The sequence below is a fragment of the Streptomyces sp. NPDC001381 genome (genome assembly GCF_042895685.1).
Classification (GTDB): domain Bacteria; phylum Actinomycetota; class Actinomycetes; order Streptomycetales; family Streptomycetaceae; genus Streptomyces.
The window spans coordinates 1,348,996-1,375,894 of the sequence record NZ_JBIAWO010000001.1 but is presented as its reverse complement, the minus strand read 5'-3'; the positions used below and the strand labels follow the sequence as shown (position 1 = coordinate 1,375,894).

Annotated in this window: 22 protein-coding genes and 1 tRNA gene; 7 read left to right on the top strand and 16 right to left on the bottom strand. The window is 71.2% G+C overall.

The window, feature by feature from the left end:
• The first annotated feature begins 13 nt into the window (after positions 1-13).
• The 3 genes from ACFY2L_RS06065 (at position 14) to ACFY2L_RS06055 (ending at position 4,507) form a co-directional block, all read left to right on the top strand.
• The gene (locus ACFY2L_RS06065) at positions 14-1,324 is read left to right on the top strand and encodes a glycoside hydrolase family 36 protein (protein ID WP_390660103.1); all 1,311 of its coding nucleotides are present in this window, start codon (positions 14-16) and stop codon (positions 1,322-1,324) included.
• Positions 1,324-3,339: a beta-galactosidase gene (locus tag ACFY2L_RS06060; protein WP_390821596.1), complete on the top strand. Its 2,016-nt coding sequence runs from the start codon at positions 1,324-1,326 to the stop codon at positions 3,337-3,339. Before ACFY2L_RS06065 ends, ACFY2L_RS06060 begins: the two co-directional genes overlap by 1 nt.
• 88 nt (positions 3,340-3,427) lie before the next feature.
• Complete coding sequence (locus tag ACFY2L_RS06055) at positions 3,428-4,507, top strand: hypothetical protein (RefSeq protein ID WP_390660101.1); 1,080 nt, start codon at positions 3,428-3,430, stop codon at positions 4,505-4,507.
• Positions 4,508-4,591: 84 nt separating this feature from the next.
• On the opposite strand, the gene ACFY2L_RS06050 is transcribed toward ACFY2L_RS06055, so the two are convergent.
• From ACFY2L_RS06050 to ACFY2L_RS06035, 4 genes are all read right to left on the bottom strand, one after another.
• Entirely contained in the window at positions 4,592-6,040 is a 1,449-nt protein-coding gene (locus ACFY2L_RS06050) for a GH1 family beta-glucosidase (protein ID WP_390660100.1), read from the bottom strand.
• A 129-nt stretch (positions 6,041-6,169) separates the two neighbouring features.
• Entirely contained in the window at positions 6,170-7,081 is a 912-nt protein-coding gene (locus ACFY2L_RS06045) for a carbohydrate ABC transporter permease (RefSeq protein WP_390660099.1), read from the bottom strand.
• 11 nt (positions 7,082-7,092) lie between these two features.
• Positions 7,093-8,103 carry a carbohydrate ABC transporter permease gene (locus ACFY2L_RS06040; protein WP_390660279.1) on the bottom strand — a complete coding sequence of 337 codons (1,011 nt, stop codon included), beginning with the start codon at positions 8,101-8,103 and terminating at the stop codon, positions 7,093-7,095.
• A gap of 5 nt (positions 8,104-8,108) precedes the next feature.
• Positions 8,109-9,437, bottom strand: a complete 1,329-nt coding sequence (locus ACFY2L_RS06035; protein WP_390660098.1) for an ABC transporter substrate-binding protein — start codon at positions 9,435-9,437, stop codon at positions 8,109-8,111.
• A 348-nt stretch (positions 9,438-9,785) separates the two neighbouring features.
• Between ACFY2L_RS06035 and ACFY2L_RS06030 the strand changes: the two genes are divergently transcribed.
• Positions 9,786-10,841 carry a LacI family DNA-binding transcriptional regulator gene (locus ACFY2L_RS06030; protein ID WP_390660097.1) on the top strand — a complete coding sequence of 352 codons (1,056 nt, stop codon included), beginning with the start codon at positions 9,786-9,788 and terminating at the stop codon, positions 10,839-10,841.
• A 65-nt stretch (positions 10,842-10,906) separates the two neighbouring features.
• Here the strand turns inward: ACFY2L_RS06030 and ACFY2L_RS06025 are convergent, their stop codons facing one another.
• The 5 genes from ACFY2L_RS06025 to ACFY2L_RS06005 all read right to left on the bottom strand — a co-directional run bounded on the left by ACFY2L_RS06025 (position 10,907) and on the right by ACFY2L_RS06005 (position 15,151).
• A complete protein-coding gene (locus ACFY2L_RS06025; protein ID WP_390821595.1) occupies positions 10,907-11,407 on the bottom strand; it encodes a GNAT family N-acetyltransferase in 501 nt (166 codons plus the stop codon).
• A gap of 74 nt (positions 11,408-11,481) precedes the next feature.
• Positions 11,482-11,554 (bottom strand) — tRNA-His (locus ACFY2L_RS06020).
• A 120-nt stretch (positions 11,555-11,674) separates the two neighbouring features.
• Positions 11,675-12,277, bottom strand: a complete 603-nt coding sequence (gene orn / locus ACFY2L_RS06015) for an oligoribonuclease (RefSeq protein ID WP_390660095.1) — start codon at positions 12,275-12,277, stop codon at positions 11,675-11,677.
• A gap of 928 nt (positions 12,278-13,205) precedes the next feature.
• Positions 13,206-14,444 (bottom strand): helix-turn-helix domain-containing protein, encoded by a 1,239-nt coding sequence (locus tag ACFY2L_RS06010; RefSeq protein ID WP_390660094.1) that lies wholly within the window; start codon positions 14,442-14,444, stop codon positions 13,206-13,208.
• Between the two features lie 377 nt (positions 14,445-14,821).
• Positions 14,822-15,151: a hypothetical protein gene (locus ACFY2L_RS06005; protein WP_390821594.1), complete on the bottom strand. Its 330-nt coding sequence runs from the start codon at positions 15,149-15,151 to the stop codon at positions 14,822-14,824.
• A 346-nt stretch (positions 15,152-15,497) separates the two neighbouring features.
• On the opposite strand from ACFY2L_RS06005, the gene ACFY2L_RS06000 reads away from it, so the two are divergent.
• Both ACFY2L_RS06000 and ACFY2L_RS05995 read left to right on the top strand, forming a co-directional pair.
• Positions 15,498-16,025: a universal stress protein gene (locus ACFY2L_RS06000; protein ID WP_390660092.1), complete on the top strand. Its 528-nt coding sequence runs from the start codon at positions 15,498-15,500 to the stop codon at positions 16,023-16,025.
• A 235-nt stretch (positions 16,026-16,260) separates the two neighbouring features.
• The gene (locus ACFY2L_RS05995) at positions 16,261-16,824 is read left to right on the top strand and encodes a GPR1/FUN34/YaaH family transporter (protein WP_390660091.1); all 564 of its coding nucleotides are present in this window, start codon (positions 16,261-16,263) and stop codon (positions 16,822-16,824) included.
• A gap of 139 nt (positions 16,825-16,963) precedes the next feature.
• On the opposite strand, the gene glmS is transcribed toward ACFY2L_RS05995, so the two are convergent.
• On the bottom strand, positions 16,964-18,781 hold the full coding sequence (glmS, locus tag ACFY2L_RS05990; RefSeq protein ID WP_390660090.1) for a glutamine--fructose-6-phosphate transaminase (isomerizing): 1,818 nt from the start codon (positions 18,779-18,781) through the stop codon (positions 16,964-16,966).
• Between the two features lie 24 nt (positions 18,782-18,805).
• Positions 18,806-19,063 (bottom strand): hypothetical protein, encoded by a 258-nt coding sequence (locus ACFY2L_RS05985; RefSeq protein ID WP_390660278.1) that lies wholly within the window; start codon positions 19,061-19,063, stop codon positions 18,806-18,808.
• Positions 19,064-19,249: 186 nt separating this feature from the next.
• On the opposite strand from ACFY2L_RS05985, the gene ACFY2L_RS05980 reads away from it, so the two are divergent.
• On the top strand, positions 19,250-20,812 hold the full coding sequence (locus ACFY2L_RS05980; RefSeq protein ID WP_390660089.1) for a fibronectin type III domain-containing protein: 1,563 nt from the start codon (positions 19,250-19,252) through the stop codon (positions 20,810-20,812).
• A gap of 38 nt (positions 20,813-20,850) precedes the next feature.
• Here ACFY2L_RS05980 and ACFY2L_RS05975 read toward each other — a convergent pair whose 3' ends face one another.
• From ACFY2L_RS05975 to desA, 5 genes are all read right to left on the bottom strand, one after another.
• On the bottom strand, positions 20,851-21,738 hold the full coding sequence (locus ACFY2L_RS05975) for a DUF4429 domain-containing protein (RefSeq protein WP_390821593.1): 888 nt from the start codon (positions 21,736-21,738) through the stop codon (positions 20,851-20,853).
• A gap of 117 nt (positions 21,739-21,855) precedes the next feature.
• The gene (locus tag ACFY2L_RS05970) at positions 21,856-23,625 is read right to left on the bottom strand and encodes an IucA/IucC family protein (RefSeq protein WP_390821592.1); all 1,770 of its coding nucleotides are present in this window, start codon (positions 23,623-23,625) and stop codon (positions 21,856-21,858) included.
• Positions 23,622-24,152 carry a GNAT family N-acetyltransferase gene (locus ACFY2L_RS05965; RefSeq protein WP_390821591.1) on the bottom strand — a complete coding sequence of 177 codons (531 nt, stop codon included), beginning with the start codon at positions 24,150-24,152 and terminating at the stop codon, positions 23,622-23,624. The genes ACFY2L_RS05970 and ACFY2L_RS05965 overlap by 4 nt, the downstream gene beginning before the upstream one ends.
• Positions 24,149-25,435 carry a lysine N(6)-hydroxylase/L-ornithine N(5)-oxygenase family protein gene (locus ACFY2L_RS05960; protein ID WP_390660085.1) on the bottom strand — a complete coding sequence of 429 codons (1,287 nt, stop codon included), beginning with the start codon at positions 25,433-25,435 and terminating at the stop codon, positions 24,149-24,151. The genes ACFY2L_RS05965 and ACFY2L_RS05960 overlap by 4 nt, the downstream gene beginning before the upstream one ends.
• Positions 25,419-26,861 carry a lysine decarboxylase DesA gene (gene desA, locus ACFY2L_RS05955; protein WP_390821590.1) on the bottom strand — a complete coding sequence of 481 codons (1,443 nt, stop codon included), beginning with the start codon at positions 26,859-26,861 and terminating at the stop codon, positions 25,419-25,421. The genes ACFY2L_RS05960 and desA overlap by 17 nt, the downstream gene beginning before the upstream one ends.
• Positions 26,862-26,899: the final 38 nt, after the last annotated feature.

Below are 26,899 nucleotides of genomic sequence, written 5' to 3'. Positions count from 1 at the left end.
GAAAGAGACCCCCGTGCACCACCCCTTCACCCCGGTGGCCTCCGTCCCCGTGGACCCGCGGCGTGCCCGTGTCCACGAGGAAGGCTGGCAGTCCTGGAGCCCGAGCGGCGCGTACGCCCTCGACGCGCGCCCCCACCGCCCGGCCGACGCCAACCGGGCGACCGTCTGCTACCGCCCCGGCGTCACCGTGCCCGCCGGGGTCTTCCAGGGGGAGGGCCTGCTCGCCCTCGACCCCGGCGACGGCTCACCGGTCCGCCTGTGGGCCGCCCCGGACCCGGTGCGCGCGGTGCCGTCGATCCGCCTCGTGCCGGCCGGACCGGTGGCGGAGATCAGCGCCGACGGCCCGGTGAAGGAGTACACGGGCACGGACATCCAGGCGCTGCTCGCCGACTGGGCCACCGGTCTCGGCCTCGCGGCCCCCCGCCCGGCGCCCACCGTCTGGTGCTCCTGGTACGAGTACTTCACCGAGGTCACCGAGGACGACATCCACGAGAACCTCCGCGCGATGGACACCCTCGACCTGCCCGTCGACGTGGTCCAGATCGACGACGGCCACCAGAAGGCGCTCGGCGACTGGCTCACCCTCTCGGGCCGCTTCCGCTCCCGGAAGCAGATCGCGGACGCCATCCGCGCCCGGGGCCGCCGCGCCGGCATCTGGACGGCACCCTTCCTGGTCGACCCGGGCAGCGAACTCGCCGCCGGACACCCCGACTGGCTGGTCCGCTCGGCCGACGGCGGCTTCGCGCACGCCGGCCGCAACTGGGGTCACGACCTGCGCGTCCTCGACACCACCCACCCCGGGGCGGCGGCGTACCTGACGGACGTCTTCCGCACCCTGCGCGCCGAGGGCTACGACTACTTCAAGGTCGACTTCCTCTACGCGGGCGCGCTGGACGGCGTACGGCACGCGTCCGTCGACGCGCTCACCGCGTACCGCGAGGGCATCGCGCTGATCCGGGAGGCCATCGGCCCGGACTCCTACCTCCTGGGCTGCGGCGCCCCGATCCTCCCCTCGCTCGGCCTGTTCGACGCCATGCGGGTCAGCCCCGACACGGCACCGCACCGCCGCCCCGAGGCCGGCGATCACAGCCGGCCCGGCCAGGACGCCGCCGAGTTCACCGGTGCCGCCCGCCAGTGGCAGCACGGCCGTCTCTGGATCAACGACCCCGACTGCCTGATGGCCCGTCCGGCGGTGGAGACCCGGGAGCGGTGGGCGGCGCACGTGGAGGCGACGGGCGGCCTGATGGCGTCCAGCGACCGGCTGCTCTCCCTGGACCTGTGGGGCGTGGACACCACGCGCCGTCTGCTGTCGGGAGGCGAGTGATGGAGCGCGCGCTGAAGGTCCCCGGTATCGCGTACGGCGGTGACTACAACCCCGAGCAGTGGCCCGAGGAGGTCTGGGCCGAGGACGTGCGCCTCATGGCCGAGGCCGGGGTGAACATGGTCAGCGTCAACATCTTCTCCTGGGCGCTGCTGGAGCCCGCCGAGGGCGAGTACGACTTCTCGCGCCTCGACCGCATCCTCGACATGCTGTACGCCCACGGCATCGCCGCAGACCTGGCCACCCCGACGGCGGCCCCGCCGGCCTGGTTCTTCAAGGCCCACCCCGAGGCACTGCCGGTGGACCGGGACGGCCGCGGACTGTCGTACGGCAGCCGGCAGACGTTCTGCCCGTCGAGCCCCGCCTACCGCGAGGCCGTCCTGCGGATCGTCCGCGCGCTCGGCGAGCGCTACGCCGGCCATCCCGCCGTCGTCATGTGGCACATCCACAACGAGTACGGCTGCCACAACGCGGAGTGCCACTGCGACACCAGCGCGGAGGCGTTCCGCCGCTGGCTGCGGGCCAGGTACGGCGACGACCTGGCGGCGCTCAACGACGCCTGGGGCACCACCTTCTGGAGCCAGTGGTACTACGACTGGGACGAGATCGTCCCGCCGCGCGCCACGGGCGCGGTGCCGAACCCGACCCACCGGCTGGACTGGCGCCGCTTCTGCAGCGACGAGCTGCTGTCGCTGTACAAGGCCGAGCGGGAGATCCTGGCGGAGGCGGCACCGGCCGTCCCGGCCACGACCAACTTCATGGTGATGTACAACTTCGACGCGCTGGACTACTGGCGCTGGGCGCCGGAGCTGGACATCGTCTCGAACGACCACTACCTGCGGTCGACCGACCCGGAGTCGGAGATCGACATCGCGATGAGCGGTGACCTCGTGCGCTCCCTCGCCGGCGGCCCCTGGCTGCTGATGGAGCACTCGACGGGCGCGGTGAACTGGCAGCCCGTCAACCGGGCGAAGACACCGGGCGAGTTGCGGCGCAACGCGCTCGCCCATGTGGCGCGCGGCGCCGACGGCATCGCGTACTTCCAGTGGCGGGCGGCGAAGGCGGGCGCCGAGCAGTGGCACTCGGCGATGCTGCCGCACGCGGGCACCGACAGCGCGATCTGGCGGGACGTGGTGGCGCTGGGCGCGGACCTGCGGGCCCTGGCCGAGGTGCGCGGCAGCACGGGCACCGCCGAGACGGCGATCGTGTGGGACTGGGACGCGAAGTGGGCGCTGGAGATGCCCTCGCAGCCCAGCGAGCGGGTGCGGTACCTGGAGCTCGTCCGCTCCTGGTACGAGCCGCTGTGGCGGGCGGGCGTCGCCGTGGACTTCGTACGCCCGGACGCGGACCTGTCGGCGTACCGCCTGGTCCTGGCCCCGAGCCTGTACCTGGTGGACGACGCGGGAGCGGCGAACCTCACCGGTTTCGCCGAGCGCGGCGGCACGCTGGCGGTGGGCTTCCACAGCGGGGCGGTGGACGAGAACTGCCATGTGCGGCTGGGGGGTTACCCGGGCGCGTTCCGGGAGGCGCTGGGCGTGCGGACGGACGAGCTGTTCCCGCTGCTGCCCGGCGAGACGGTCGGCCTGGACGCCGGCGGCAGCGGTTCGCTGTGGTCGGAGCGGGTCCGGCCGGCCGGTGCGCAGGTCGTGTCCTCGTACACCGAGGGCCCCCTGGCGGGCGGCCCGGCGATCACCCGTCACGGCTACGGCACGGGCACCGCCTGGTACGTGGCCACCCTGCCGGACCCGGAGACCCTGGCCGCGCTGCTGGACCGGATCAGGGCCGAGTCGGGCGTGCGGCCGGTGGTGGACGCCGTGCTGCCGCCGGGTGTCGAGGCGGTGCGGCGGCGGGGCGCCGACGCCGACTACCTCTTCCTGATCGACCACGGCGGGGCGGGAGCGCAGGTCGCCGTCGCCGACCAGGCGGTGGAACTCCTCGGCGGCACACCGGTGGCGGACGGCTCGGTCCCGGTGCCCCCGGGCGGCGTCGCGGTCGTCCGGGAGCCGCGCGGCCGGTAGGCGGACCGAGGCCCCCTTGTCGTCGGCCGGGGGGCCTCCTACCCTGCTCTTCCCACGTGTGTCACCCGTCGGCGAGGGGGGAGCTGCGTTGGCCACGGCGCCGTCCGACGAAGAGGTGCTCCGGGCCGTCGAACGGCGCGTGTCCCGGCCCGGCGTCACCACCCGGCTCACCGTGCCGGGCGGCGCGGCGCTGTCCTGGCAGTCGGTGTTCGCGTGCCGGATCGTGCGGTCGATCGAGCGGCGGGTGGAGCGCGGGCGGCGGGTCAAGGGCCGGCCGAGCGGCCTGGCGAACCGGCCGACGTACACCGATCTCGGCGCGTACCCGGTGAAGCCGCCCGCCGATCCGGCGACCCCCCGGCGGCTGGAGCTCGTCCGGGAGGATTCCCTCACGGAGGAGCCGTGCGGTGACTGCGTGGACGGCAGGAAGGACTGCGCGGCCTGCGCCGGCCGGGGCGGCCGTGCCTGCCCCCGTCACATCGAGTGCGACGCGTGCCACGGCGGCCCCGACGCGTGCTGGGAGTGCGACGGTACGGGCCATCCGCGCACCCGCCGCCCCCGGACGACCCGCGCCCGCCCCGAGGACGGCCGGGAACGGGCCGCCTGCAAACGCTGCCGGCGACCGGACGTGGCCTGCCCGAAGTGCCTGGGGGAACGGCAGATCACCTGCACCGTCTGCAAGGGGACCGGGGTCGCCGGGTGCGGCGCGTGCAAGGGCGCGAAACGCCTGAGGCACGAGGAGTGCGGCGGCACCGGTCGCTTCACCGTGTGGACCGAGGGCGTCGTGACCCACACCCCCTCCGTCGACGAGATCCCGCCGGTGTACCCGCCGTTCAGCAAGCTGAAGAAAGGGCTGTGGCGCACCGCGGAGCTGACCGGCGCCGACGCCGCCCTCCCGGACTTCCTGGAGGACGTCCACCTCGAGCGGGCCGCGCCCCTCCTCGCGGTCGAGGAGGGGGAGGTCGCCCGCCGTGTGACGCTGCGCCACCTCCCTCTCGCCCGCGTCGAACTCACCAGTGACCCGGACCGTGTCTACTACGCCTTCCCCGACCTCACCGGCGGGATCGAGGTCATCGGCCGCCCCAGCAGACAGCGCCTGACGGCCCTGGCGTGGGCGGCCTTCGCGCTCGCCGCCCTCGCGGCCGTGGTGACGCTGACCGTGCTCCGCTGACGCGGGAGGACCGACCGCGTCCCGGACACGCCGGGGCGCGGCAGGCCCCCTCAGCCTGCCGCGCCCCTCCCCTTCCCCCCCGGGTCAGGCGGTCTCGGTCGACGGCAGTGTGCCCGTGCGGGCCGCCTCGCCGTACCAGTGCGCGCTCGACTTCGGCGTGCGGGTCAGCGTCGCGTAGTCCACGTACACCGCCCCGAACCGCTTGCCGTAGCCGTACGCCCACTCGAAGTTGTCCAGCAGGGACCACAGGTAGTAGCCCCGTACGTCCGCGCCGTCGGCGATCGCGCGGCGCACCGCCGAGAGGTGGCCGTGCAGATAGGCGACCCGCTCGGGGTCGTGGACCCGGCCGTCGGAGTCGGGCTTGTCGTCGTAGGCCGCGCCGTTCTCGGTGATGTAGAGCGGCAGGCCCGGCGCCTCCCGCGTGTAGCGCATGATCAGCTCGTGCAGGCCCGACGGGTCGATCGTCCAGCCCATCTCCGTGCGGTCGCCCGGGGTCTGGTGGAAGGCGACGTCGTCGGCGCCCGGCCACGGGGAGTGGTCGCTCGCGCCGTGCCCGTCGGAGCGCGGGCCCGTCACGGACACGTCCGCCGCCGACACCAGCGTCGGCGTGTAGTAGTTCAGGCCCAGCGCGTCCAGCGGCTGGTTGATCGTCTGCAGGTCGCCGTCGAGGACGTACGACCAGTCCGTCAGCGAGGACGTCGCCGCGAGCAGGGTCTCCGGGTACGCGCCCCGCAGGATCGGGCCGTGGAAGACGCCGTTGGCGAGGTCGTCGATCTTCCGCACCGCCGCCAGGTCCGCCGGGTCGCCCGGCGAGAGCGGGCGGACCACCGAGGAGTTGAGGCTGATCGCCACGGTGTTGCGGGCCGGCATCGCCGACCTCAGCGCCGTGGTGCCGAGGCCGTGCGCCAGGTTCAGATGGTGGGCGGCCCGCAGGGAGGCCACCGGCTCCGTACGGCCCGGCGCGTGCACCCCCGAGGCGTACCCCAGGAACGCGCTGCACCAGGGCTCGTTCAGCGTGATCCAGTTCTCCACGCGGTCGCCGAGCGCCTCCCCGACGATCTGCGCGTACTCGGCGAACCGGTACGCCGTGTCCCGCTCCGGCCAGCCGCCCGCGTCCTCCAGCTCCTGCGGGAGGTCCCAGTGGTACAGGGTGACGGCGGGCTTGATGCCCTTCGCCAGCAGCTCGTCGACCAGCCGGCGGTAGAAGTCCAGGCCCACCTGGACCGCCGGACCGCGGCCGGTCGGCTGGACCCGGGACCAGGAGATCGAGAAGCGGTACGCCGACAGGCCCAGCTCCGCCATCAGCGCGACGTCCTCGCGGTAGCGGTGGTAGTGGTCGACAGCGATGTCACCGTGCTCGCCGCCGGCCGTCTTGCCCGGCGTATGGCTGAAGGTGTCCCAGATCGAGGGGGTGCGGCCGTCCTCCCGCACCGCCCCCTCGATCTGGTACGCGGAGGTCGCGGCGCCCCAGAGGAAGGCGGGAGGAAAGGTCACCGGGGTCACCGGGACGGCCTGCTGTACGGACTCGGGCATGGAAGCGCTCCCATGGATGGTCGTCGAGGTCGTCGAGACCGACCGACGAGGTTGGGGGGATGAGTGGGGGGTGCGAAAGGGGCCGGGGCGGCGGTGACCCGGCCCCCTGAAGTCACGGGGCGGGAGACGTCAGCCCTTCACCGCGCCCTGCATGATGCCGCCCACGATCTGCTTGCCGAAGATCGCGAAGACCACCAGCAGCGGCAGCGTGCCCAGCAGCGCACCCGCCATGATCAGAGACTGGTCGGGCGTGTACCCGCGGCCCAGACCCGCGATCGCGACCTGCACGGTCGGGTTGCCGGTCTGGCTGAGGACCAGGAAGGGCCACAGGAAGTCGTTCCACGTCTGGACGAACATCAGCATGCCGAGCACCGCCATCGCGGGGCGCGCCGCGGGGAACACCACGTGCCACACCACGCGCCAGCTGCTCGCGCCGTCCACCCGGGCCGCCTCGATGATCTCGTCGGGCAGCGCCTGGATGAGGTACTGCCGCATGAAGAACACACCGAACGCGCTCACCAGCGAGGGCAGGATCACCGCCTGCAGCTGGTCGGTCCACTCCAGCTTGGCGACCATCATGTACAGCGGGATGACGCTCAGCTGCGGCGGCACCATCATCGTGCCGATCACGATCAGCATCAGCGCGCCCTTGCCCTTGAACCGCAGCTTGGCGAAGGCGAAGCCGGCGATCGTCGACAGGAAGACGATCGTCACCGCCGAGGTCCCGGCCACGATCGTCGTGTTGACGAAGGCCTTGCCGAGGTTGGCGTCGGTCCAGGCGAGCTCCAGCTTGTCGAAGAGGTTCGCGCCGAACCAGAACGGCGGGGGCGTCTGCGCCAGCCGCTGGTTGTCGCGGGAGGCGGCGATCGCCGTCCACACCAGCGGGAACAGCGAGCCGATCGTGAACAGGATCAGGATGGCGTACGCGACCGGGCCGCCGTGCATCTGGCCGCCCGCCCGCGCGGACTTCGGTCGGCGCACCCGGCGGGCCGCCGGTACGGCGTCCTCGGGCTCGCCTTTGATCAGGGTCGTCGTCGTCACGGCCGGTACTCCTAACTACTGGCGCGCAGCCGGCGCGAGATGACGTAGTTGACGATGCCGACCACGATCAGGATCAGGAACATCGTCCAGGCGATCGCCGAGGCACGGCCCAGGTGCTGGTTCACCCAGCCCTGCTCGTACAGGTACAGGCCGAGCGTCTGGAACTGGTGCTCCGCGCCGCCCGACGCGCCCTTGTTCGCGTCGAACAGGAGCGGCTCGCCGAACACCTGGCTGGCGCCGATCGTGGAGACGACGACCGTGAAGAGGATCGTGGGCCGCAGCGACGGCAGCGTCACATGGAAGAACTGCTGCCAGCGGTTGGCCCCGTCCAGCGCCGCCGACTCGTAGAGGTCCGACGGGATCGCCTGCATCGCGGCCAGGTAGATCAGCGCGTTGTAGCCGGTCCACCGCCAGATGATGATCGAGGAGACCGCGATCTGGGACGGCCACTTGTCGTTCTGCCAGTCGACGGCGTCGATGCCGACGAAGTGCAGCGCCCAGTTGATCATGCCGTAGTCGCGGCCGAAGAGCAGCACGAACACCAGGGAGGCGGCGGCGATCGAGGTCGCGTACGGGGCGAGCATGGCGACCCGGTAGAAGGTCGAGGCGCGCAGCCGGTAGTTGAGGATGTGCGCGAGGCCCATGGCCATCAGCAGCTGCGGGACGGTCGAGATGATGCCGATGGTCAGGGTGTTCTTCGCCGCGTTCCAGAAGAAGTCGTCGTCGAAGATGCGGGTGTAGTTGCGCAGCCCCACCCAGGTCATGTCGGTGGGCGCGGTCATCTCCACCTGGTGCAGCGACGCCCAGCCCGTGTAGATCAGCGGGAACAGGCCGAAGGCGAGGAACAGCAGGAAGAACGGCGAGACGAAGGCGTACGGGCTCCAGCGGATGTCCCGCTGCCAGCGGCGGGAGAGCCGGGCGCGGTGCCGCTTCTCCGCCTCCGTGGCTTCCGCGGGCGGGCGGCCCGGGGCCGCGCCCCCCTCCTTCACGGGGGGCGCGGCGGTGTCGTGGCGGGTGGCCATACGGGTCACTTGTCCAGGTTGTTGTCGATGGTCTTCGTCGCCGTCTTCCAGGCCTCCTCCGGCGACTTGCCCTTCGTCACGAGGATCACGCCGTTGTCGGTCAGACCCTGCTGGATGATCTGGTCCTTCGGGCCGATCACCTGGACCGGGGCGGCCTTGGCGGCCTCGGAGAAGATGGTGCCGATCGGAGCGTCACCGGTCATCTCGTTCTTGGCGGAGGTCACCTCCGACATGGTGTACGTGCTCGGCGCGCTCGGGAAGGAGCCCTGCACCTTGAACAGCTTCGCCTGCTGCTCGGGAGCGGTCAGCCAGGTGATGAACGCCTCGGCCTCCTTCACGTGCTTGCCGCTCTTCGGCACGCCCAGGAAGGAACCGCCCCAGTTGCCGGACTTGGGCGCGACGGCCACGTCCCACTTGCCGGCCGTGTCGGCCTTCGACTTGCCCTTGATGTAGCCGAGCATCCACGGCGGGCAGGCCATCGCGGCGAACTTGCTGTTGGCGATGGTCTGGTCCCAGGTCGGCTGGAACTGGGTCTGGGCCTGGACCAGCCCCTCCTCGGCGGCCTTCGCGGTGAGGTCGAAGGCGTCCTTCACGGCGGGGTTCGTCTTGTAGATGATCTCGCCGGAGGAGTCGTAGAACTTCTCCGTCTCACTGCTGAGGATCGCGTTCAGCAGGCCGCCGGGGGAGTCCATGAAGGTGGTGCCGGACTTGGCCTTCTTCTTGTACTGCTCGCCCACGTCGACGAACTTGTTCCAGTCGCCGGCCCACAGCTTGGCCACCTCCGCGCGGTCGGTGGGCAGACCGGCCGCCTCGAAGAGGTCCTTGCGGTAGCAGATGGCCATCGGGCCGATGTCGGTGCCCAGACCGATCGTCTGGCCGTCCTTGGTGGTGCCCTGCGACCACTTCCAGTCCAGCCAGTTGCCCTTGTTCACGCCCGAAACCTTGGACAGGTCCTCGAACTTGGCCGCCTGCGTGGCCACGACCTCGGCGATGTTGCCCACCTCGATGGCCTGGACGTCCATCAGGCCGCTGTTGGTGGTGAGGTGGTTGATCAGCGCCGGGTAGTAGTTCTCGTTCCGCTCGGTGACGTTCTCCTGGATCTTGATCTCCGGGTGGAGCTTCTCGTACTCGGCGTAGAGGCCGGCCTCCTTGAAGCCCATCGTGCCGAAAAGACCCAGCGTGATCGTGGTCTTGCCTTTGCCCGTGCCGGACGACGAACCGTCGGATGCGTCGTCGCCGCCGTCGTCGGCACAGCCGGCCAGCAGCCCGGCGCCCAGCGACGCGACGGCCGCGAGGACTACCGCCCGGCGGGCGGTTCGGGTACGTGCTCGCATTGCGTCCTCCTGTTGCCCTGACGTGCCGACCCCCCGGCCAACTGCATGGTTGGGCCCGTTTGTTTCTCGCTGCGGCTCGGGCGGGGAACGTGCGGGATGTGTATGTGTCAGGTACCGTGGGAGCGCTCCCACCGGTGATGTGTTGAAGAGTCGTCGGTTCGGGCGGGGGTGTCAAGGGCGGAAGCGCGGAGAGGTGCGTTCAGTTATCCGGCTGTTAGCTAACCCCGGAGAGTGATGCGCATTGCGCCCAGTTCGGCACAGAACGACCGTTGGGCCAGGAGAGGGGCGGAGGGCCGGGACTGTTAGATTCCAGGCCAGCGTGATGACGACGGCGGGAAGGCGGAGCCCATGGCAAGCCACGGAGCGCGAGGGCGGAGTGGCGGTCGGCCCACCCTCGAGGAGGTGGCCGCCCGCGCCGGAGTCGGCCGCGGCACGGTCTCCCGGGTGATCAATGGCTCCCCGAGGGTCAGCGACGCGACCCGCGCGGCCGTGGAGGCGGCGGTCGCGGAACTCGGCTACGTGCCCAACACGGCCGCCCGCGCCCTCGCCGCCAATCGCACGGACGCGATCGCGCTCGTCGTCCCCGAGCCGGAGACGCGGTTCTTCGCCGAGCCGTACTTCTCCGACATGCTGCGCGGGGTGGGCGCCGAACTCTCCGACACCGAGATGCAGTTGCTGCTGATCTTCGCGGGTAGCGACCGCGAACGCCGCCGGCTGGCCCAGTACCTGGCGGCGCACCGGGTGGACGGCGTCCTGCTGGTGTCCGTCCACGCGGACGATCCCCTGCCCGACCTCCTGGCCCAGCTGGAGATCCCGGCGGTGATCAGCGGCCCGCGGTCCGCCGGGGAGACGCTTCCCTCGGTGGACTCCGACAACTACGGCGGGGGCCGCTCGGCCGTGGAGCACCTCCTCGCCCGCGGCCGCACCCGCATCGCCCACATCACCGGCCGCCTCGACGTCTACGGCGCCCAGCGCCGCGTCGACGGCTACCGCGACGCCCTGCGGGACGCCGGGTACGCGGTGGACGAGGGGCTCATCGAACCCGGTGACTTCACCGAGGAGGGCGGTCACCGCGCGATGACGGCACTGCTCGCCCGTACTCCCGCGCTCGACGCGGTCTTCGCCGGCTCGGACGTCATGGCGGCCGGCGCCCGCCAGGCGCTGCGCGAGGCGGGCCGCCGCATACCGCAGGACGTGGCCCTGGTCGGCTACGACGACTCCGCCATCGCCCGCCACATGGACCCGCCCCTGACGAGCGTGCGCCAGCCGATCGAGGAGATGGGGCGGCGGATGCTGGACCTCCTCCTCACGGAGATCGCGGACCGCCGTCCCGCGGTGTCGCGGGGGCTGGAGCGGCGGCAGGTGGTGCTGGCGACGGATCTGGTGGAGCGGGCGTCCTCGTGACGTGACGTGCCGGGGCATGACCTGCCGGCGCACGGCGTGACGTGACGGGGGCGGCCGGCGGCGGCCTACGGTGTGCCGAGCCGCCATCGCAGCTCGCCGTCCTGTGTGTCCTCCGTCGGCACCAGCCCGGCCGCCCGGGCCACCGCGGCCGAGGCCAGGTGGTCGGGATGGACATGGGCGACGACCGTACGGACGCCATGCTCGCGCAGCCACGCCACGAGCCCCGTCGCCGCCTCGGACGCCAGGCCGCGGCGCTGCCACGGGGTACCGAGCACCCAGGCGATCTCGGCGGTGCGGCCGTGGCCGGTGACGGTGGCCTGGACGGTGCCGGTCAGACGGCCGGTGTCCCGGAGCCGCAGCACCCAGTTGAGCCAGGAGACGGCCGGGTCGGGGGAGCCGGCGACCAGGCGCGCGTAACGGGTGCGAAGGGTGTCCGGGGAGCTGGGGGCGCCGCCGGTGAAGGTGTGGAGGGCGGGGTCGTCCAGGACCGCGGCCATCTCCTCCGCGTGCTCGACCTGGAGCGGGAGGAGGTCGAGGCGGGGCGTGGTGATCGGTTCCCTGCGCATGGCCGACTCCGTTGGTCCCGGAAACGCGTCAGCCGGTGACCTCCCTCGCGGGAAGTCACCGGCTGATGACTCAGGGTGAGTGACGGGACTCGAACCCGCGACATCCTGGACCACAACCAGGTGCTCTACCAGCTGAGCTACACCCACCACGACCGGCGGTTGACTTTGTGTCGTTTCCCCGACCGGCCGAGAAAAAGTGTACAGGGTCCGAAGGGGTGCTCGCGCACGGCTTTCCCGGGGGCGGCCCGAGGGCCGTTTCCGGGGCGGCTACGTGGCGGGCAGGACGTGCTTGGCGGCGATCGTCTTCGCGGTGTCCGAGTCGGGGCCGGGCTGCGGGACGAAGACGGCCTCGCGGTAGTAGCGCAGTTCCGCGATCGACTCGCGGATGTCGGCGAGGGCGCGGTGGTTGCCGTTCTTCTCGGGGCTGTTGAAGTAGGCGCGCGGGTACCAGCGCCGGGCCAGCTCCTTGATCGAGGAGACGTCGACGATGCGGTAGTGGAGGTAGTTCTCCAGGGTCGGCATGTCGCGGACGAGGAAGCCGCGGTCGGTGCCGACGGAGTTCCCGCAGAGAGGAGCCTTGCCGGGCTCCTTCACGTGCTCCCGTACGTACGCCAGCACCTGCTCCTCGGCCTCCGCGAGCGTCGTGCCGCCGGCCAGCTCGTCCAGCAGGCCGGACGTGGTGTGCATCTGGCGCACCACCTCCGGCATCGTCTCCAGCGCCTTGGCCGGCGGCCGGATGACGATGTCGACCCCCTCGCCGAGGATGTTCAGCTCGGAGTCGGTGACGAGGGCGGCAACCTCGATGAGCGCGTCGTCGGACAGCGAGAGGCCGGTCATCTCGCAGTCGATCCACACCATGCGATCGTTCATGCGACCACCCTAAAGCTGACGTCCCCCTTTGTGGCGCCCCGCGTCGACGCAGGCGCCCCCCGGCGGGGCTCCGCCCCCCGCCCCCCGTCCTCCGCCCACCCACCCCCCGACTCGCTTGCGAGAAGGGTCACCCCCTCCGCCCCCTCCGCCGCTCGAAGGCGCCGCCCCGCTCCCGGCCGAGGCGGGGTCGAAGGCGCGGCCCTCGCCGGGGCGCGCGAACGCGGCCCCGCGGGTGCGGGGGCGCGAGGGCGCGGCCAGGCCGGAGTTCATGGGCCCGGAGCCTCGGCTGGGGGCTCCGGGGCGGAGGCACGGTGGGTTCATGGGGGTGGGGTTGGCCGTGGGGCGCGGGGTGGAGTCTCGCCGGGGTGCGTGGCCGGAGCCTCGGCTGGGGGCTCCGGGGCGGAGGCCCTGTGGGGTTCATGGGGGTGGGGCTGGCCGTGGGGCGCGGGGTGGAGCCTCGCCGGGGTGCGTGGCCGGAGCCTCGGCTGGGGTCTCGGGGCGGAGGCCCGGTGGGGTTCATGGGGGTGGGGCCGGCCGTGGGGCGCGGGGTGGAGTCTCGCCGGGGTTGGCGGCCGGAGCCTCGGCTGGGGGGCTCGGGGGCCGAGATCGGCGGGGTTGATGGTGGAGTCCATCGTGGGGCGCGGGGCGAAGTCTCGCCAGGGTTCGCGGCCGGAGCCTCTGCCGGGGTTCGCGGCCGGAGCCTCTGCCGGCGGGGGCTCGGGGGCCGAGATCGGCGGGGTTGATGGTGGAGTCCATCGTGGGGCGCGGGGTGATGTCTCGCCGGGGTGTGTGGCCCGGGGCTCGGGGGTGGAGGCTAGGCGGGGTTCCTGGGCGGGCCCCGCTGGGGGGCAGGGCCTCAGGGGCCGGAGCCTCTTATGTGGGGACGGGGCAGGGCGGCCGGGGTGTGGATCGACCCGGCCGCCCTGGTTCACATGCCGCTGCGCTGGCCCGGCAGGCTCGCGCGGGAGGTCGCGTAGGCCTCACGCGCGTGGTCCGCCGAGAGGCCCCCCGGTGATCCCATCGCGCCGGACGTCGCCGCCGTGCGCCTGATCTGCGGAGGCACCGGACCCGGCCCGTCCGGATGCAGTGCCGGGGGCGGGCCCGTCGGCACCGGCGCCGACGGTTCGGCCTCCAGCGGACGTTCGCCCTGCGGCCTGCGCGCCCGGTACGCCGCCCGGTAGGCGGCCGGGGACGAGCCCAGCTGCCGGCGGAAGTGCCCGCGCAGTGCCACCGGCGAGCGGAACCCGCAGCGGCCCGCGACCTCGTCCACCGAGTAGTCCGACGTCTCCAGCAGACGCTGCGCCTGCAGCACCCGCTGGGTGATCAGCCACTGCAGCGGCGCGCTTCCGGTCAGTGAGCGGAAGCGGCGGTCGAAGGTGCGCCGGCTCATGTAGGCGCGCGCCGCGAGCGTCTCCACGTCGAACTGCTCGTGGAGGTGTTCCAGCGCCCAGGCGACGACCTCGGCGAGCGGGTCGGCGCCGATCTCCTCCGGTAAAGACCGGTCGAGGTAGCGCTCCTGGCCGCCCGACCGGCGCGGGGGGACCACCAGGCGGCGGGCCAGCGCCCCGGCCGCCTCGTTGCCGTGGTCCGTCCGCACGATGTGAAGACAGAGATCGATTCCGGCCGCCGTGCCCGCCGACGTCAGCACGTCGCCGTCGTCCACGAAGAGTTCTCGTGGATCCACGTGCACCGACGGGTAGCGCTTGGCCAGCGTCGGTGCGTACATCCAGTGGGTGGTGGCCGGGCGGCCGTCCAGCAGGCCTGCTGCCGCCAGCACGAACGCGCCGGTGCACAGGCCCACGATGCGTGCGCCCTCTTCGTGCGCCCGGCGCAGCGCGTCGAGCGCTTCCTCCGGTGGCGGAGAAGTGATCGAACGCCAGGCCGGCACGACGACCGTGCCCGCCCGCGAGATCGCTTCCAGGCCATGCGGCGCGGTGAGTTCCAGGCCCCCTGTGGTCCGCAGCGGGCCTTCTTCGCCGCCGCACACCAGCAAGCGATAGCGCGGCACGCCGGCGTCCTGGCGGTCAATCCCGAACACCGACAGCGGAATGGAACTCTCGAAGATGGGGCCGCCGCTGAACAGCAGCACCGCGACGATCTCCTTGCGGCGTCGCCCGGAAAGCTTCCGGGCCGCGGCTTCCGGCGCGGCAGTGGAGTCGTGGCTCATCCTGCTAAGCCCCCCTCGGTGGTCGCGGCTCCTCGGTTGTGTCGCTCCTGCACGTTTCCCCTCGGTCCTGCACGAGTCCCCCGCCGTAGACAGTCAAGATCGAATCTACTGTGTCGCGTGATGCCGGCGTGGCCAGTTCAGCACCCGGCAGATTGTCGACTTGGCAACTTGGCGTGAAGCATTCGATCACGAAGCGTTGCACTCGTGGAGCGTGCAGGGAAGTGCGCCTCGTCGTAGTGGCCAATCCCCGTAGGGTGCGCAAGGCTCCCGAGGGCTTATCCGCGCAGGTGGCACGGGGGGTGGGGGGTGGTTACGGCAAGAGATGCGCAGGAAGCGGAAGTTGGCTGAAAAGCAACGTCCTGGTGCGTGAAAACCGGTCAACCGACCGGTGAGTTTCCACCGGAGTGACGACCGCCACGGTGCGCCCCCGTTCCGGTGCGCTGATGGCGCCCCCGGTGGTGCGCGGGCGGTGGGTGATTCCCGGGCAGCGACCGGGCCGCGCCCCGCTCGGACTGGCGCAGGAGCAGCCGGCAGACGGCCGTGACGGCGGCGAGGCCGAGGGCGGTGCCGGCGGCGCCGGCCAGGGAGGTGCCGTACCAGAGGAGGACCACCGGGACGAGGACGCAGGAGAAGGCCGCCCAGCGGATCAGGTCGGTGGTGCGCTCGTCGCCGGGGCGGGAGGGGGAGGGCGTGCGGGACGAGGGCATGGGGCGGGCTCCTCCCTGGGTCGGCGTACACGTGCTCAACGCCGCTGCGGGCGGTCGGTCACTCCCGTCCCGCCGCCGACGGCGAGGGAATCCCGTGCAAACCGCCTGTACGGGGCAGCAACCATTGCGTTACGGGCGCCTGCTCGTGCATGCTCCCTGGAACCCCCACCGAGGGTGCGCGGGGAACTGGGCGTAGGAGGCGTGCCGCCGTACCCTTGGGGGTATGGGGTTGGGAAGATGATTCCCGGACACAGCTCCGCCGCTCACTGCCGTCCCACCCGTAAGCAGGCACCCACGACAAGGACTGTCGTCCCTCCCGTATAAGGATCGATACGCCGAGACAGCCATGGCCGGTCACGAATTCTTCGAACCCGCGGACCGCAAGCGGCCCGTCGCCGACCCCACGGCGGCCGAGCCCCTGGCGGCGGAAGAGGCACGCCCCACCTGCGATCCCGCCTTCAAGCACGGCGTCGTCGTCGGCTTCGACGGCTCGACCTCCAGTGAGCGCGCCCTCGCGTACGCGATCGGCGTGGCCCACCGCTCCCGTGCGGGCCTGATCATCGTCCATGTCGCCAACCGGCTGCCCACGACCGTGTGGGCGGGCTGCGAGCCGCCGGTCTTCGTCGACGTGCCGGACCACCGCACCGAGGTGCTCGGGCTGGAGCTGGCCTGCGCGGACTACCTCGCCGAGGTGCCCTGGATCCTGGTCGAGCGCGGCGGCGACATCTGCCACGAACTCGAAGAGGTGGGGCGGGAGTACGAGGCCGACGCGATCGTCGTCGGCTCGACGCACGGCATCGTGGGCCGGATCTTCGGTTCGGTCGCGGGGCGGCTCGCCAAGCGGGCGAAGCGGCCCGTCATCGTGATCCCCTAGGTCCTGTCGCCAGAATCCCGTCCTGGTCCCGCAGAGCTCGTCCTGATCCCCTGGAGCTCGTCCGGTTCGGCGGAGCGGTCCGCCGGCTCTCGCGTCCCACGCGGCTCTCCTGTCTCCCTCCCGTCAACTCCCTTGTGCGGCGCATGAATCCGTTCACATGCGGAGGTGTTTGTGCCTTTGTGAAGGGCATATATCGGTCACCGTGCATCGCACCACCGCATGAAGGGAGCCCGCCGTGGACAATGACGTCTCCGCGGGAAGCACCACCACGATCGTCGGCCGACTCGCCCTGGGCATCACCCTGTTGGCGTTCGGCCTCGGGTACACCGACCTGATCGACGGCGTGACGGCGGCGGACGCCGTGTCCGTCGCCCACTACGTCGGCGGCGTCGCGCTGTTCGTCGTCGGCCTGCTGGCCCTCCGGGACCGCGACACGGCCGACGGTACGGCCTTCACCGTCCTCGGCGCCCTGTGGTTCACCTGGGCCGTCTCCGCCGGCGCACAGGTCTCCGACAACGCCGCCGGACTCTTCCTGCTCCTGTTCGCCCTCGTGGCGCTCTCCCTGACCGCGGCGGGCGGGGACCAACTCACCCGGGGCACCTACGGGTTGTTCCTGGTCGCGCTCGTCCTGATGGCCGTCGCGCGGTTCGCCGACAGCGACTCGCTCACCCGGGCCGGCGGCTGGTTCGCGGTCGTCGCGGGCGCGGTGGCGTGGTACGCGGCGACAGCGGCGATGGCCCACTGGCCCACGGCGCTTCCACGGCGGGCTGCCGGCCGGGGTGTGACGGCCACCGGCTGAACGGGCAGCCGACGCCGGGGAGCAGGGCCTCCCCGGCGACCTGGACGGACCCCGTGACCGGAGGCGGCACGCGGGGTCCGTTCCCCGTCCGGACAGAACCGAGGCCCCGCAGAACCGACGGTCGTCCGGACGGTCGTGACTACTCGACCGTGACCGACTTCGCCAGGTTCCTCGGCTTGTCGATGTCCCGGCCGAGGGCCTTCGCCGTGTAGTACGCCAGCAGCTGGAGCGGGATGCCCATCAGGATCGGGTCGAGCTCGTCCTCGTTCTTGGGGACGACGATCGTCTGGTCGGCCTTCTCCTGGCACTCGTGGGCCACGGCGAGGATCCTGCCGCTGCGGGCCTTGATCTCCTCCAGGGCCGCGCGGTTCTTCTCCAGCAGGTCGTCGTCCGGGACGATCGCGACGGTCGGCAGGGCGGGCTCGATCAGGGCCAGCGGTCCGTGCTTCAGCTCGGAGGCCGGGTAGGCCTCGGCGTGGATGTAGGAGACCTCCTTGAGCTTCAGGGAGGCCTCACGGGCGACCGGGTAGCCCCGGACGCGGCCGATGAAGAGCATCGAGCGGGCCTCGGCGAACTCCGCGGCCAGCTTCTTGATCTCGTCCTCGTAGGAGAGGATCTCCGCGATCTGGCCGGGCAGCTTGCGCAGCCCCTCGATGATCCGCTTGCCGTCGCGGACCGAGAGGTCACGGGTGCGGCCGAGGTGCAGGGCGAGGAGGGCGAAGGCCACCGTGGTGTTGGTGAAGCACTTGGTGGAGACCACGCACACCTCGGGGCCGGCGTGCACGTAGATGCCGCCGTCGGCCTCGCGGGCGATCGCCGAGCCTACGACGTTCACCACACCGAGGACGCGCGCGCCCTTGCGCTTCAGCTCCTGGACGGCGGCGAGGACGTCGTACGTCTCACCGGACTGGGAGACGGCGATGTAGAGGGTGTCGGGGTCGACGACCGCGTTGCGGTAGCGGAACTCGGACGCGGGCTCGGCGTCGGCCGGGATGCGGGCGAGCTCCTCGATCATCTGGGCGCCGATCATGCCGGCGTGGTACGAGGTGCCGCAGCCGAGGATCTTCACGCGGCGGATCTGGCGGGCCTCGCGGGCGTCCAGGTTGAGGCCGCCGAGGTGCACGGTGGAGAAGCGGTCGTCGATGCGGCCGCGCAGCACGCGGTCCACGGCGTCGGCCTGCTCGTGGATCTCCTTGTGCATGTAGGTGTCGTGGCCGCCCATGTCGTACGACGCGGCCTCCCACTCCACCGTGGTCGGCTCGGCCGTCGTACGGGTGCCCTCCGTGGTGTACGTCCGGAAGTCGTCCGCCTTCAGGGTGGCCATCTCGCCGTCGTCCAGGGTGACGACCTGGCGGGTGTGGGCGACCAGGGCGGCGATGTCCGAGGCGACGAACATCTCCTTCTCGCCGATGCCGAGGACGACCGGGGAGCCGTTGCGGGCGACGACGATACGGTCCGAGAAGTCGGCGTGCATGACGGCGACGCCGTACGTGCCCTCGACCAGCCGGAGGGCCTGGCGGACCTTCTCCTCCAGGGTCTCCGCCTGGGAGCGGGCGACGAGGTGGGTGAGCACCTCGGTGTCCGTCTCGGAGAGGAACTCGACGCCGTCCGCCTCCAGCTTGCGGCGCAGGTCGGCGGCGTTGTCGATGATGCCGTTGTGGACGACGGCGACCTTGTTGTCGGCCGACATGTGCGGGTGGGCGTTCACGTCGGAGGGGGCGCCGTGGGTGGCCCAGCGGGTGTGGGCGATGCCGGTGGTGCCCTTGAAGCGCGCCGGGACCTTGGCCTCCAGGTCACGGACCCGGCCCTTGGCCTTGACCATCTTCAGACCGGCGGTCTTCGGGGAGGTCACGACGATGCCCGCCGAGTCGTAGCCGCGGTACTCCAGCCGCTGCAGGCCTTCCAGCAGCAGCGGGGCCACGTCACGCCTGCCGATGTATCCGACGATTCCGCACATGTATAGGTATCCCCAAGCTTTCGATCACCCGTAGACGATGCGCCGCAGCTGCCTCAGCGAGAGCTCCGGCGGCGCGACCGCCCGGTATTGCAGGTCCGCCCCGATCCGTTCGAAGATCTCCGCGTTCACCAGGCCCTGGGCCTGGAGCTCGCGGTGGCGGCGACGGACGTAATCCTCGGTCGTCTCGTCGAAATAGGCGAGCACGTCCTGGATCACCCGCAGCGCCTCGCCCCGCTGGAGGGGCGTGGACCGCGTCAGGTGATCAACAAGTTCGTCGTGCACCCGGTAGATCCTGAGGTACGCGAGCGGGTTTCGCAAGGAACCTGCCCGAATTCGGGCAGGAGCCTGTTAAGAGGCCTTGGCCGAACCTTGAATGTGTTATGAGCGCCCGTTCGTGAACCGTCCATGTGGCGTCCGGCGAACCGTCGCCCGGGGCGACGAGTTTCAGGCGTCATGGACACTCCTCGCATGGGCGTACCCGAGCAGCTCGCCGGGCGCATGAGCATGGCCGAGCAGCACGAGTACCTGCGCGCACGGTTCTCCCGGCGCACGATGATCAGGGGCGGCGCGGTCACTCTCGGCGCCGTCACCGGTGGCGCCTTCGTGACCGGCGCCACGGCCCGGGCCGCCACACCCACGCAGCCCCTCACCCGCACCGAGCCGGTCGACGGCTCCCTGGTCGCCCCCTTCGGCCGGCACCTGGCCTGGGGCAACGACCCGCGCACCGAGGTCACCGTCTCCTGGCAGGTCCCGGTCGCGGTGCGGAAACCCTTCCTGCGCATCGGTGCCCACCCGTGGGACCTCTCCCGCAGGATCGAGGCCGAGGTGCGCACCCTGTACACCCCGGCCGGGGTCGGCGCGTCCGGCGACCACACCCAGTACTACCTGCACGCCAAGCTCACCCGCCTGCGGCCCGGCAGGACGTACTACTACGGTGTCGGTCACGCCGGCTTCGACCCGGCCGAGCCGCACCTGCTGGGCACCCTGGGCACCTTCACCACCGCCCCCACGCACAAGGCGCCGTTCACCTTCACCGCCTTCGGCGACCAGGGCGTCAGCTACCACGCGCTGGCCAACGACAGCCTGATCCTCGGCCAGAACCCGGCCTTCCACCTGCACGCCGGCGACATCGCCTACGGCGACCCGGCCGGCCAGGGCAAGACCTCCGACACGGGCTTCGACGCGCGCACCTGGGACCAGTTCCTCGCCCAGACCGAGTCCGTCGCCAAGTCCGTCCCGTGGATGGTGTCGTACGGCAACCACGACATGGAGGCCTGGTACTCGCCCAACGGCTACGGCGGCGAGGAAGCCCGCTGGAGCCTCCCCGACAACGGCCCCGACAGGAAGAACCTCCCGGGCGTCTACTCCTTCGTCTACGGCAACACGGCGGTCGTCTCGCTGGACCCCAACGACGTCTCCTTCGAGATCCCGGCCAACCTCGGCATCTCCGGCGGCACCCAGACCACGTGGTTCGAGGCGCAGCTGAAGAAGTTCCGGGCCGACGAGGACATCGACTTCGTCGTCGTGTTCTTCCACCACTGCGCGTACTGCACCTCCACCGCGCACGCCTCGGAGGGGGGTGTGCGCCAGGAGTGGGTGCCGCTGTTCGACAAGTACCAGGTGGACCTCGTCATCAACGGCCACAACCACCAGTACGAGCGCACGGACGTCATCAAGGGCGGCGCGGTCACCAAGAAGCTCCCGATCGGCGGCACCGCCTACCCCGAGACCGAGGGCGTGGTGTACGTGACGGCGGGCGCGGCGGGCCGCAGCCTGTACGCCTTCACCGCCCCGGACTCCTACGAGGGCCACGAGCACGAGGCCGACTCCGTGGCCTCCTTCGTCAACGTCGAGGGCGGCAGGCAGAACGAGACCGTCACCTGGTCGCGCGTGCGCTACCTGGACTACTCCTTCCTGCGGGTGGACGTCACCCCCGCGCCGAAGGGCCGCTTCACCACCCTGAAGGTCCAGGGCATCGCCGAGACCGGGGAGCGGATCGACCACTTCACGGTGGCCCGCAGGGCGAAATAGCCCCGGGCGGCGCGCCCGGCAGGCGGTCCTCGCCCGCGTCACATGCGCCTGAGGACCGCCTGTTTGGCCATCGTGAACTCGTCGTCCGTCAGGACCCCGGCCCGGTGCAGTTCGCCGAGCTCGCGCAGCCGGCGCAGCAGCGCGTCGTGGTCGGGGCCGGCCGCCGGGACGTCCGGCTCGGGCCCGGAGGGCCGCGGAGCGGGCCGTACGGAGTCCTCGGGGGCGGCCGCCGGATGCGGCAGCCGGGCCTGCACCGCCGCCGCGACCAGCGCCATCAGCGGGTCCTTCTTGAAGCCCCACAGCTCGACGGCGTTGGGGTCGTACTTCGGCGGGGCCTTGGTGGGCGCGTGGCGCACCCGGAACCGCAGATGGCCGTTCTCCAGGCCGGCGGCCGGATGCCACTCGACGCCCACGATGTCCTCGACGCTGATCGTGCGGGCCCCGGCGGAGGCCTTGGCGTCCTCCGTCTTCCAGTTCCACTCCAGGCGCACCTGGTCGCCGTCGAAGCTCGCGGTGCCGTCCCCGGCGGAGCAGGACAGCGGCACGGACGGTCCGGGCAGCAGGTACGCGTCCACCGGACCGGCCGGCACCTGGTCCAGGGTGAGGGCGTCGCGGACCTCGTCCACGAAGTACTCGGCGACGCCGTACCGGTCGGACTCGACGATCAGCTGGTACGGGTCGTGCGGCTCGGTCAGCCGGCCCCCGGTCGCGTGCAGCAGCGGATCGGCGCCGTCCCGCAGCCGCAGCCTCAGCCGCCCGCTCCGCTTCCCCTGCTCGAACGAGATTCCCGCCAACGCCCCCAGCGGGACGACCACTTCACCGAGTTCCCGGCGCAGCAGCCCGACTCCCTTGTCCCGCCCCGGGGTCAGCCGCAGCGCGTCGCCGTCGAAGACCCACGTACCGTCCTTCTGAAGGATTTCCGCCATGGGGAGATTCTGGCACCGGGCCGTTCCGGCCCCGGCGGGACCCGGGCCCGGCCCGCGGACGCCGGAGCCGACGACGGGCTCCCCGAGGACCGTACTCGGGGAGCCCGTGCGTCTTGATCAGAACCCTGCGACGGGATTCTTCAGGGTGCCGATCAGCTGGAGGGCGCCCGAGGGGTCCGCCAGGTCCACCATCTGCCGGTTGTTGCGCAGCTGGAGCCGGTTGAGGCAGGACAGGGCGAACTCGGGGGCGAACATGTCGTACTGGCGGAACCTGTCGGCGAGTTCGGGGTTCGCGTCCTGGTAGGCGCGGGTGACCTCGGCGACCGTGCGCCAGAAGTCGTCCTCCGCCAGGATCCCCTCGTCGGCCAGGCCGGCGGCGAGGAAGCGGAAGAAGCAGTCGAAGACGTCCGTGAAGAGGGACAGCAGCTTCTTGTCCTCGGGCACCTCCACCCGGATGCGCCGCACCTCCGGCGGCAGCACGGCGTCCGGGTCCATCACCGCGATCTCCTCGGCGATGTCCTTGTAGACCGCCCGCTGCACGACCCCGTCCCGCAGCACGAGGATGGTGTTCTCGCCGTGCGGCATGAAGACCAGGTCGTAGGCGTAGAAGCTGTGGAGCAGGGGCGTGTAGTACGCCTGGAGGTAGTGGCGCAGCCACTCCACCGGGGCCAGGCCCGACTGCTCGATCAGCGCGCCCGCCACGGACTTGCCCTCGTGGTCCACATGGATCAGGGACGCCATGGTCGCGAGCGACTCGCCGTCCTGGAGCGCCGGCACCGGGCTCTCCCGCCACAGCGCGGCGAGCATCTTGCGGTACGGCGAGTGGCGGTCCGTCGCCGCCTCGTACTCCAGGTGCCGGTAGCCCACGGCCGCCCGCTCCCGGATGATCGACAGGCCGGTCGACTTCAGCACCGGGTCGTTGTCGATGAGCTGGGCCAGCCAGTCGTTGATCGCGGGCGTGGCCTCCATGTACGCCGCCGAGAGGCCGCGCATGAAGCCCATGTTGAGGACGGACAGGGCGGTCTTGACGTAGTGCTTCTCCGGGTGGGTCCGGTTGAAGAAGGTCCGGATGGACTGCTGGGCCAGGTACTCGTCGTCGCCCTCGCCCAGGCACACCAGGTTCTTCCGCGCTACCTCGGCCGCGAAGGTGACGGTGAGTTTGTTCCACCACTGCCAGGGGTGGACGGGGACGAGGAGGTAGTCGGCCGGGTCGAGGTTCTGCTCGCGCAGGATCCCGTCGAAGCGTGCGACGGTCTCCTCGCCCAGCTCCTGCCGTACGAAGGTCTCGTACTCGATCCCGACGCCCGCCGTGAACGCGGCGCGCGAGCGGTGGGCGGCCAGCCACACCAGCCGGACCGGGCTCGCCGTCTCGGGGGCGTAGGACAGGTACTCGTGGACGCCGAAACCGAGCCGCCCGTTGTTGGCGACGAAGCAGGGGTGGCCCTCGGTCATGCCGGTCTCGATGGCCTGGAACCCGCTCCGCACCAGCTCCGCCGAGGTGATCCGCGGTTTGGCGAGCTTGTAGCAGGTGCCGGAGAGGGTGGAGGAGATCTCCTCCAGGTAGACCGGCAGGATCTCGTCGCTCAGCCCGAGGGCCTGCCGGAGCTCGATGAAGAAGTCCAGCGCGGCGAGCGGGAGTTCGGCGCCGTCGCGGGTGCGGATGATCGAGTCGGCGTCCACCTGCCAGTGGTCGAGGGCGCGGCGTACGGCGGTGAAGCGGTAGTACGTCAGACCGTCGTCGCTGCGGACGACGTAGCGCCCGTCCCGCCACTCGGGGGTGAGGAGCCGCTCGTGGGCGAACTCGGCGAGGGCCTTGCGGACCAGCAGGCGGTTGGCCTTCTCCCAGCGTTCGGGGGAGAGATGGGCCACGGAGCCGGCGAGGGTCATGCGTGCACCCCCGTCGCGGCGAGGAACTGTTCCCGGGTGCAGAAGCTCAGCAGGGCCTTCTTCTCCGGCTTCCGGATCTCGCGCTCGGGCACGAAACCGACGGCTTCGTTGAGGGCGTGGACGGCCTTGTTGGACACGTCCGGCTCGACGACGACGCGGTGGACCGCCGGGTCCTCGAAGAGGTGCGTCATCACGGCGGTGATGACGGACCGGGTGAAGCCGTGGACGGGCCTGTCGGTGGGCGGCGTGAGGAAGTGCATGCCGATGTCGCCCGGCCGCGGCTCGTACAGGCCGACCAGCTCGCGGTGGGCGGGGTCGTACTTCTCCATCAGGAAGGCGGGGACGCCGTCCCGCAGCCCGAGCAGCGCGTGGTGGTACTCGTCGGCCGCGATCTCCATGTACGCGCGCTCGACGTCCTCCAGTCCGGCGTCCTGCATCATCCAGAAGGCCGCCTTGGGATGCGTCACCCAGCCGTGCAGCAGCTCGGCGTCCTTGAGGGGGTCGAGGGGGCGGAAGGTGAAGGTCATACCGAGAACTCCTGGAACGCGATGGTCTTCTCGACCGGGTAGTGCTCGCCGCCGAGCAGCTCGCGGATGATGCAGCTGTTGCGGTACGGGCCCATGCCGAGGTCGGGGGACGTGATGCTGTGCGTGTGCACGCCGGCGTTCTGCAGGAAGATGCCGTGGCCCGTGACGTCGATGGAGTAGTTGCGGGCGACGTCGAAGCGGCCGTGGCCGTCGAAGCGTATGCGGTCGCGGACCGGTTCGAGGAAGGCCGGCGGTTCGTAGTGGTAGCCGGTGGCCAGCACCAGGCCCTCGGTGACGATCTCGTAGTCCTTGCCCTGCTCGTCCTGGCGGAGGCCGAGCGTGTACGCGCCGTCGTCGTACCGGGCGCTGTGCAGGGTGGAGTTGGTGAGCAGCCGGGTCGGCACGGGCCGGTCGCCGCTCTCCACGTTCTTCTGGTAGAGCAGGTCGAAGATCGCGTCGATGAGGTCCGAGTTGATGCCCTTGAACAGGCCCTTCTGCTGCTTCTCCAGCCGGTAGCGGGTCTCTTCCGGCAGCGCGCGGAAGTAGTCGATGTAGTCCGGGGAGGTCATCTCCAGGGTCAGCTTGGTGTACTCCAGCGGGAAGAACCGCGGGGAGCGGGTGACCCAGTTGAGCTGGTAGCCGTGGACGTCGATCTCGGCGAGCAGCTCGTGGTAGATCTCCGCGGCGCTCTGGCCGCTGCCGACGACGGTGATGGACTTCTTCGTCTGCAGTTCCGCCTTGCGCCGCATGTACTGCGCGGTGTGGAAGAGGCCGCCGTCCAGTCCGCGGCAGGGCTCGGGGACGAAGGGGACCGTGCCGGTGCCGAGGACGAGGTGACGGGCGCGGTACACGTCCCCGTCCGTGGTCCGCACGGCGTAGAGCTCGTCCTCGTACGTCACCTCGGCGACGGTCGTCGAGAAGCGGACGCTGCTGAGCTTGCCGGCCGCCCAGCGGCAGTAGTCGTCGTACTCGACGCGCAGGGGGTAGAAGTTCTCGCGGATGTAGAACGAGTACAGCCGCCCCTTCTCCTTCAGGTAGTTGAGGAAGGAGTACGGCGAGGTCGGGTCGGCCAGGGTGACCAGGTCCGACATGAACGGGGTCTGCAGGTGGGCGCCGTCGAGGAACATGCCGGCGTGCCACTCGAAGTCGGGCTTGGACTCCAGGAAGACGCCGTCGAGCGCGTCGATCGGCTCGGTGAGGCAGGCGAGGCCGAGGTTGAAGGGGCCGAGCCCGATGCCCACGAAGTCGTGGGTCTTTGCCGTGGTGTCAGGAAGCGCGGTCAAGGGACTCTCCCAGGTACTGCTCGGCGTGGCCGGCGATCAGATCGAGGACGGCGGCGATGTCGGCCGCGGTGGTCTCGGGATTGAGCAGGGTGAACTTCAGGTAGTGGCGGCCGCCCACCTTGGTGCCCGCGACCACGGCGTCGCCGGAGGCGAACAGGGCTTTGCGGGCGTACAGGTTGGCGCGGTCGATCTCGGCCGGGTCGGTGACGGCCCCCGGGACGTAGCGGAAGACGAGGGTGGAGAGGGAGGGCTGCACGACGACGTCGAAGCGGGGGTCGGCGGCCAGCAGGTCCCAGCCCTCGACGGCCAGGTCGCAGACCTCGTCGAAGAGCTGCCCGATGCCGTCGGCGCCCATCGTGCGCAGGGTCATCCACAGTTTGAGCGCGTCGAACCGGCGCGTGGTCTGCAGGGACTTGTCCACCTGGTTGGGGATGCGTTCCCGCACCATGCGGCGCGGGTTGAGGTATTCGGCGTGGTAGGTCGCGTGGCGCAGCGTGGCCGCGTCCCTGACCAGCACGGCGGACGAACTCACCGGCTGGAAGAAGGACTTGTGGTAGTCGACGGTGACGGAGTCGGCGCGCTCGATGCCGTCGATCCGGTCCCGGTACTTGAGGGAGGCGAGCAGTCCGCAGCCGTAGGCCGCGTCGACGTGCATCCAGGTGTCGTACTGGGCGCACAGCTCGGCGATCTCGGGCAGCGGGTCGATGGAGCCGAAGTCGGTGGTGCCGGCGGTGGCGACGACGGCCATGGGGACGAGGCCGTCCTTCGCGCAGCGCTCCAGCTCATGGGCGAGGGCGACCGTCTGCATCCGCTTGTCGTGGTCGACGGGGACGGAGACCACGGAGTCCTGGCCCAGACCGAGCAGTTTCGCGGACTTCCGCACGCTGAAGTGGCTCACCTCGGAGGCGAGGATGCGCAGTTTCGCCGGTGCGTCGCTCTTCGCCTCCTCGCGGGCCAGCAGCAGGGCCTGGAGGTTGGACTGGGTGCCGCCGGAGGTGAACACGCCGTCGGCGGCCGGGCCGAGGCCGATGCGCTCGGCCGTCCAGTCGATCAGTTTCCGCTCGATGAGGGTGCCGCCGGCCGACTGGTCCCAGGTGTCCAGGGAGGAGTTGACGGCGGACAGGACGGCCTCGCCGAGGACGGCCGGGATGACCACCGGGCAGTTGAGGTGGGCGAGGTAGCGGGGGTGGTGGAAGTAGACCGCGTCGCGGAGGTAGACCTCCTCCAGCTCGTCGAGCACCGCGGTGGTGTCGTGCAGGGGCCGGTCCAGGTCGATCCCGTCGATGCGGGGCGCGAGGGCGTCGACCGTGACGCCGGTGAACGGACGGTCGGTGGCGGCGAGTTTGGCGGCCACCCGCTCGACTCCTTCGGTCACGGAGCGGCGGTACCGCTCCGCGGTCGTGTCATTGAGCAGGTGCGAGCGCATGGGGGGCCCTCCGGGGGTGGGGACGGGTCCGGGACGGA

Coding starts and splice junctions, on each gene's coding strand:
- ACFY2L_RS05970 (WP_390821592.1), bottom strand. CDS start 23,625: ATGACCCTCGCCGGCTCCGTGGCCCATCTCTCCCCCGAACGCTGGGAG.
- ACFY2L_RS05980 (WP_390660089.1), top strand. CDS start 19,250: ATGGGCGTACCCGAGCAGCTCGCCGGGCGCATGAGCATGGCCGAGCAG.
- ACFY2L_RS05965 (WP_390821591.1), bottom strand. CDS start 24,152: ATGACCTTCACCTTCCGCCCCCTCGACCCCCTCAAGGACGCCGAGCTG.
- ACFY2L_RS06060 (WP_390821596.1), top strand. CDS start 1,324: ATGGAGCGCGCGCTGAAGGTCCCCGGTATCGCGTACGGCGGTGACTAC.
- ACFY2L_RS06030 (WP_390660097.1), top strand. CDS start 9,786: ATGGCAAGCCACGGAGCGCGAGGGCGGAGTGGCGGTCGGCCCACCCTC.
- ACFY2L_RS06005 (WP_390821594.1), bottom strand. CDS start 15,151: ATGCCCTCGTCCCGCACGCCCTCCCCCTCCCGCCCCGGCGACGAGCGC.
- ACFY2L_RS06000 (WP_390660092.1), top strand. CDS start 15,498: ATGGCCGGTCACGAATTCTTCGAACCCGCGGACCGCAAGCGGCCCGTC.
- ACFY2L_RS06035 (WP_390660098.1), bottom strand. CDS start 9,437: ATGCGAGCACGTACCCGAACCGCCCGCCGGGCGGTAGTCCTCGCGGCC.
- ACFY2L_RS06025 (WP_390821595.1), bottom strand. CDS start 11,407: ATGCGCAGGGAACCGATCACCACGCCCCGCCTCGACCTCCTCCCGCTC.
- desA (WP_390821590.1), bottom strand. CDS start 26,861: ATGCGCTCGCACCTGCTCAATGACACGACCGCGGAGCGGTACCGCCGC.
- ACFY2L_RS06040 (WP_390660279.1), bottom strand. CDS start 8,103: ATGGCCACCCGCCACGACACCGCCGCGCCCCCCGTGAAGGAGGGGGGC.
- ACFY2L_RS06010 (WP_390660094.1), bottom strand. CDS start 14,444: ATGAGCCACGACTCCACTGCCGCGCCGGAAGCCGCGGCCCGGAAGCTT.
- orn (WP_390660095.1), bottom strand. CDS start 12,277: ATGAACGATCGCATGGTGTGGATCGACTGCGAGATGACCGGCCTCTCG.
- ACFY2L_RS05975 (WP_390821593.1), bottom strand. CDS start 21,738: ATGGCGGAAATCCTTCAGAAGGACGGTACGTGGGTCTTCGACGGCGAC.
- ACFY2L_RS06050 (WP_390660100.1), bottom strand. CDS start 6,040: ATGCCCGAGTCCGTACAGCAGGCCGTCCCGGTGACCCCGGTGACCTTT.
- glmS (WP_390660090.1), bottom strand. CDS start 18,781: ATGTGCGGAATCGTCGGATACATCGGCAGGCGTGACGTGGCCCCGCTG.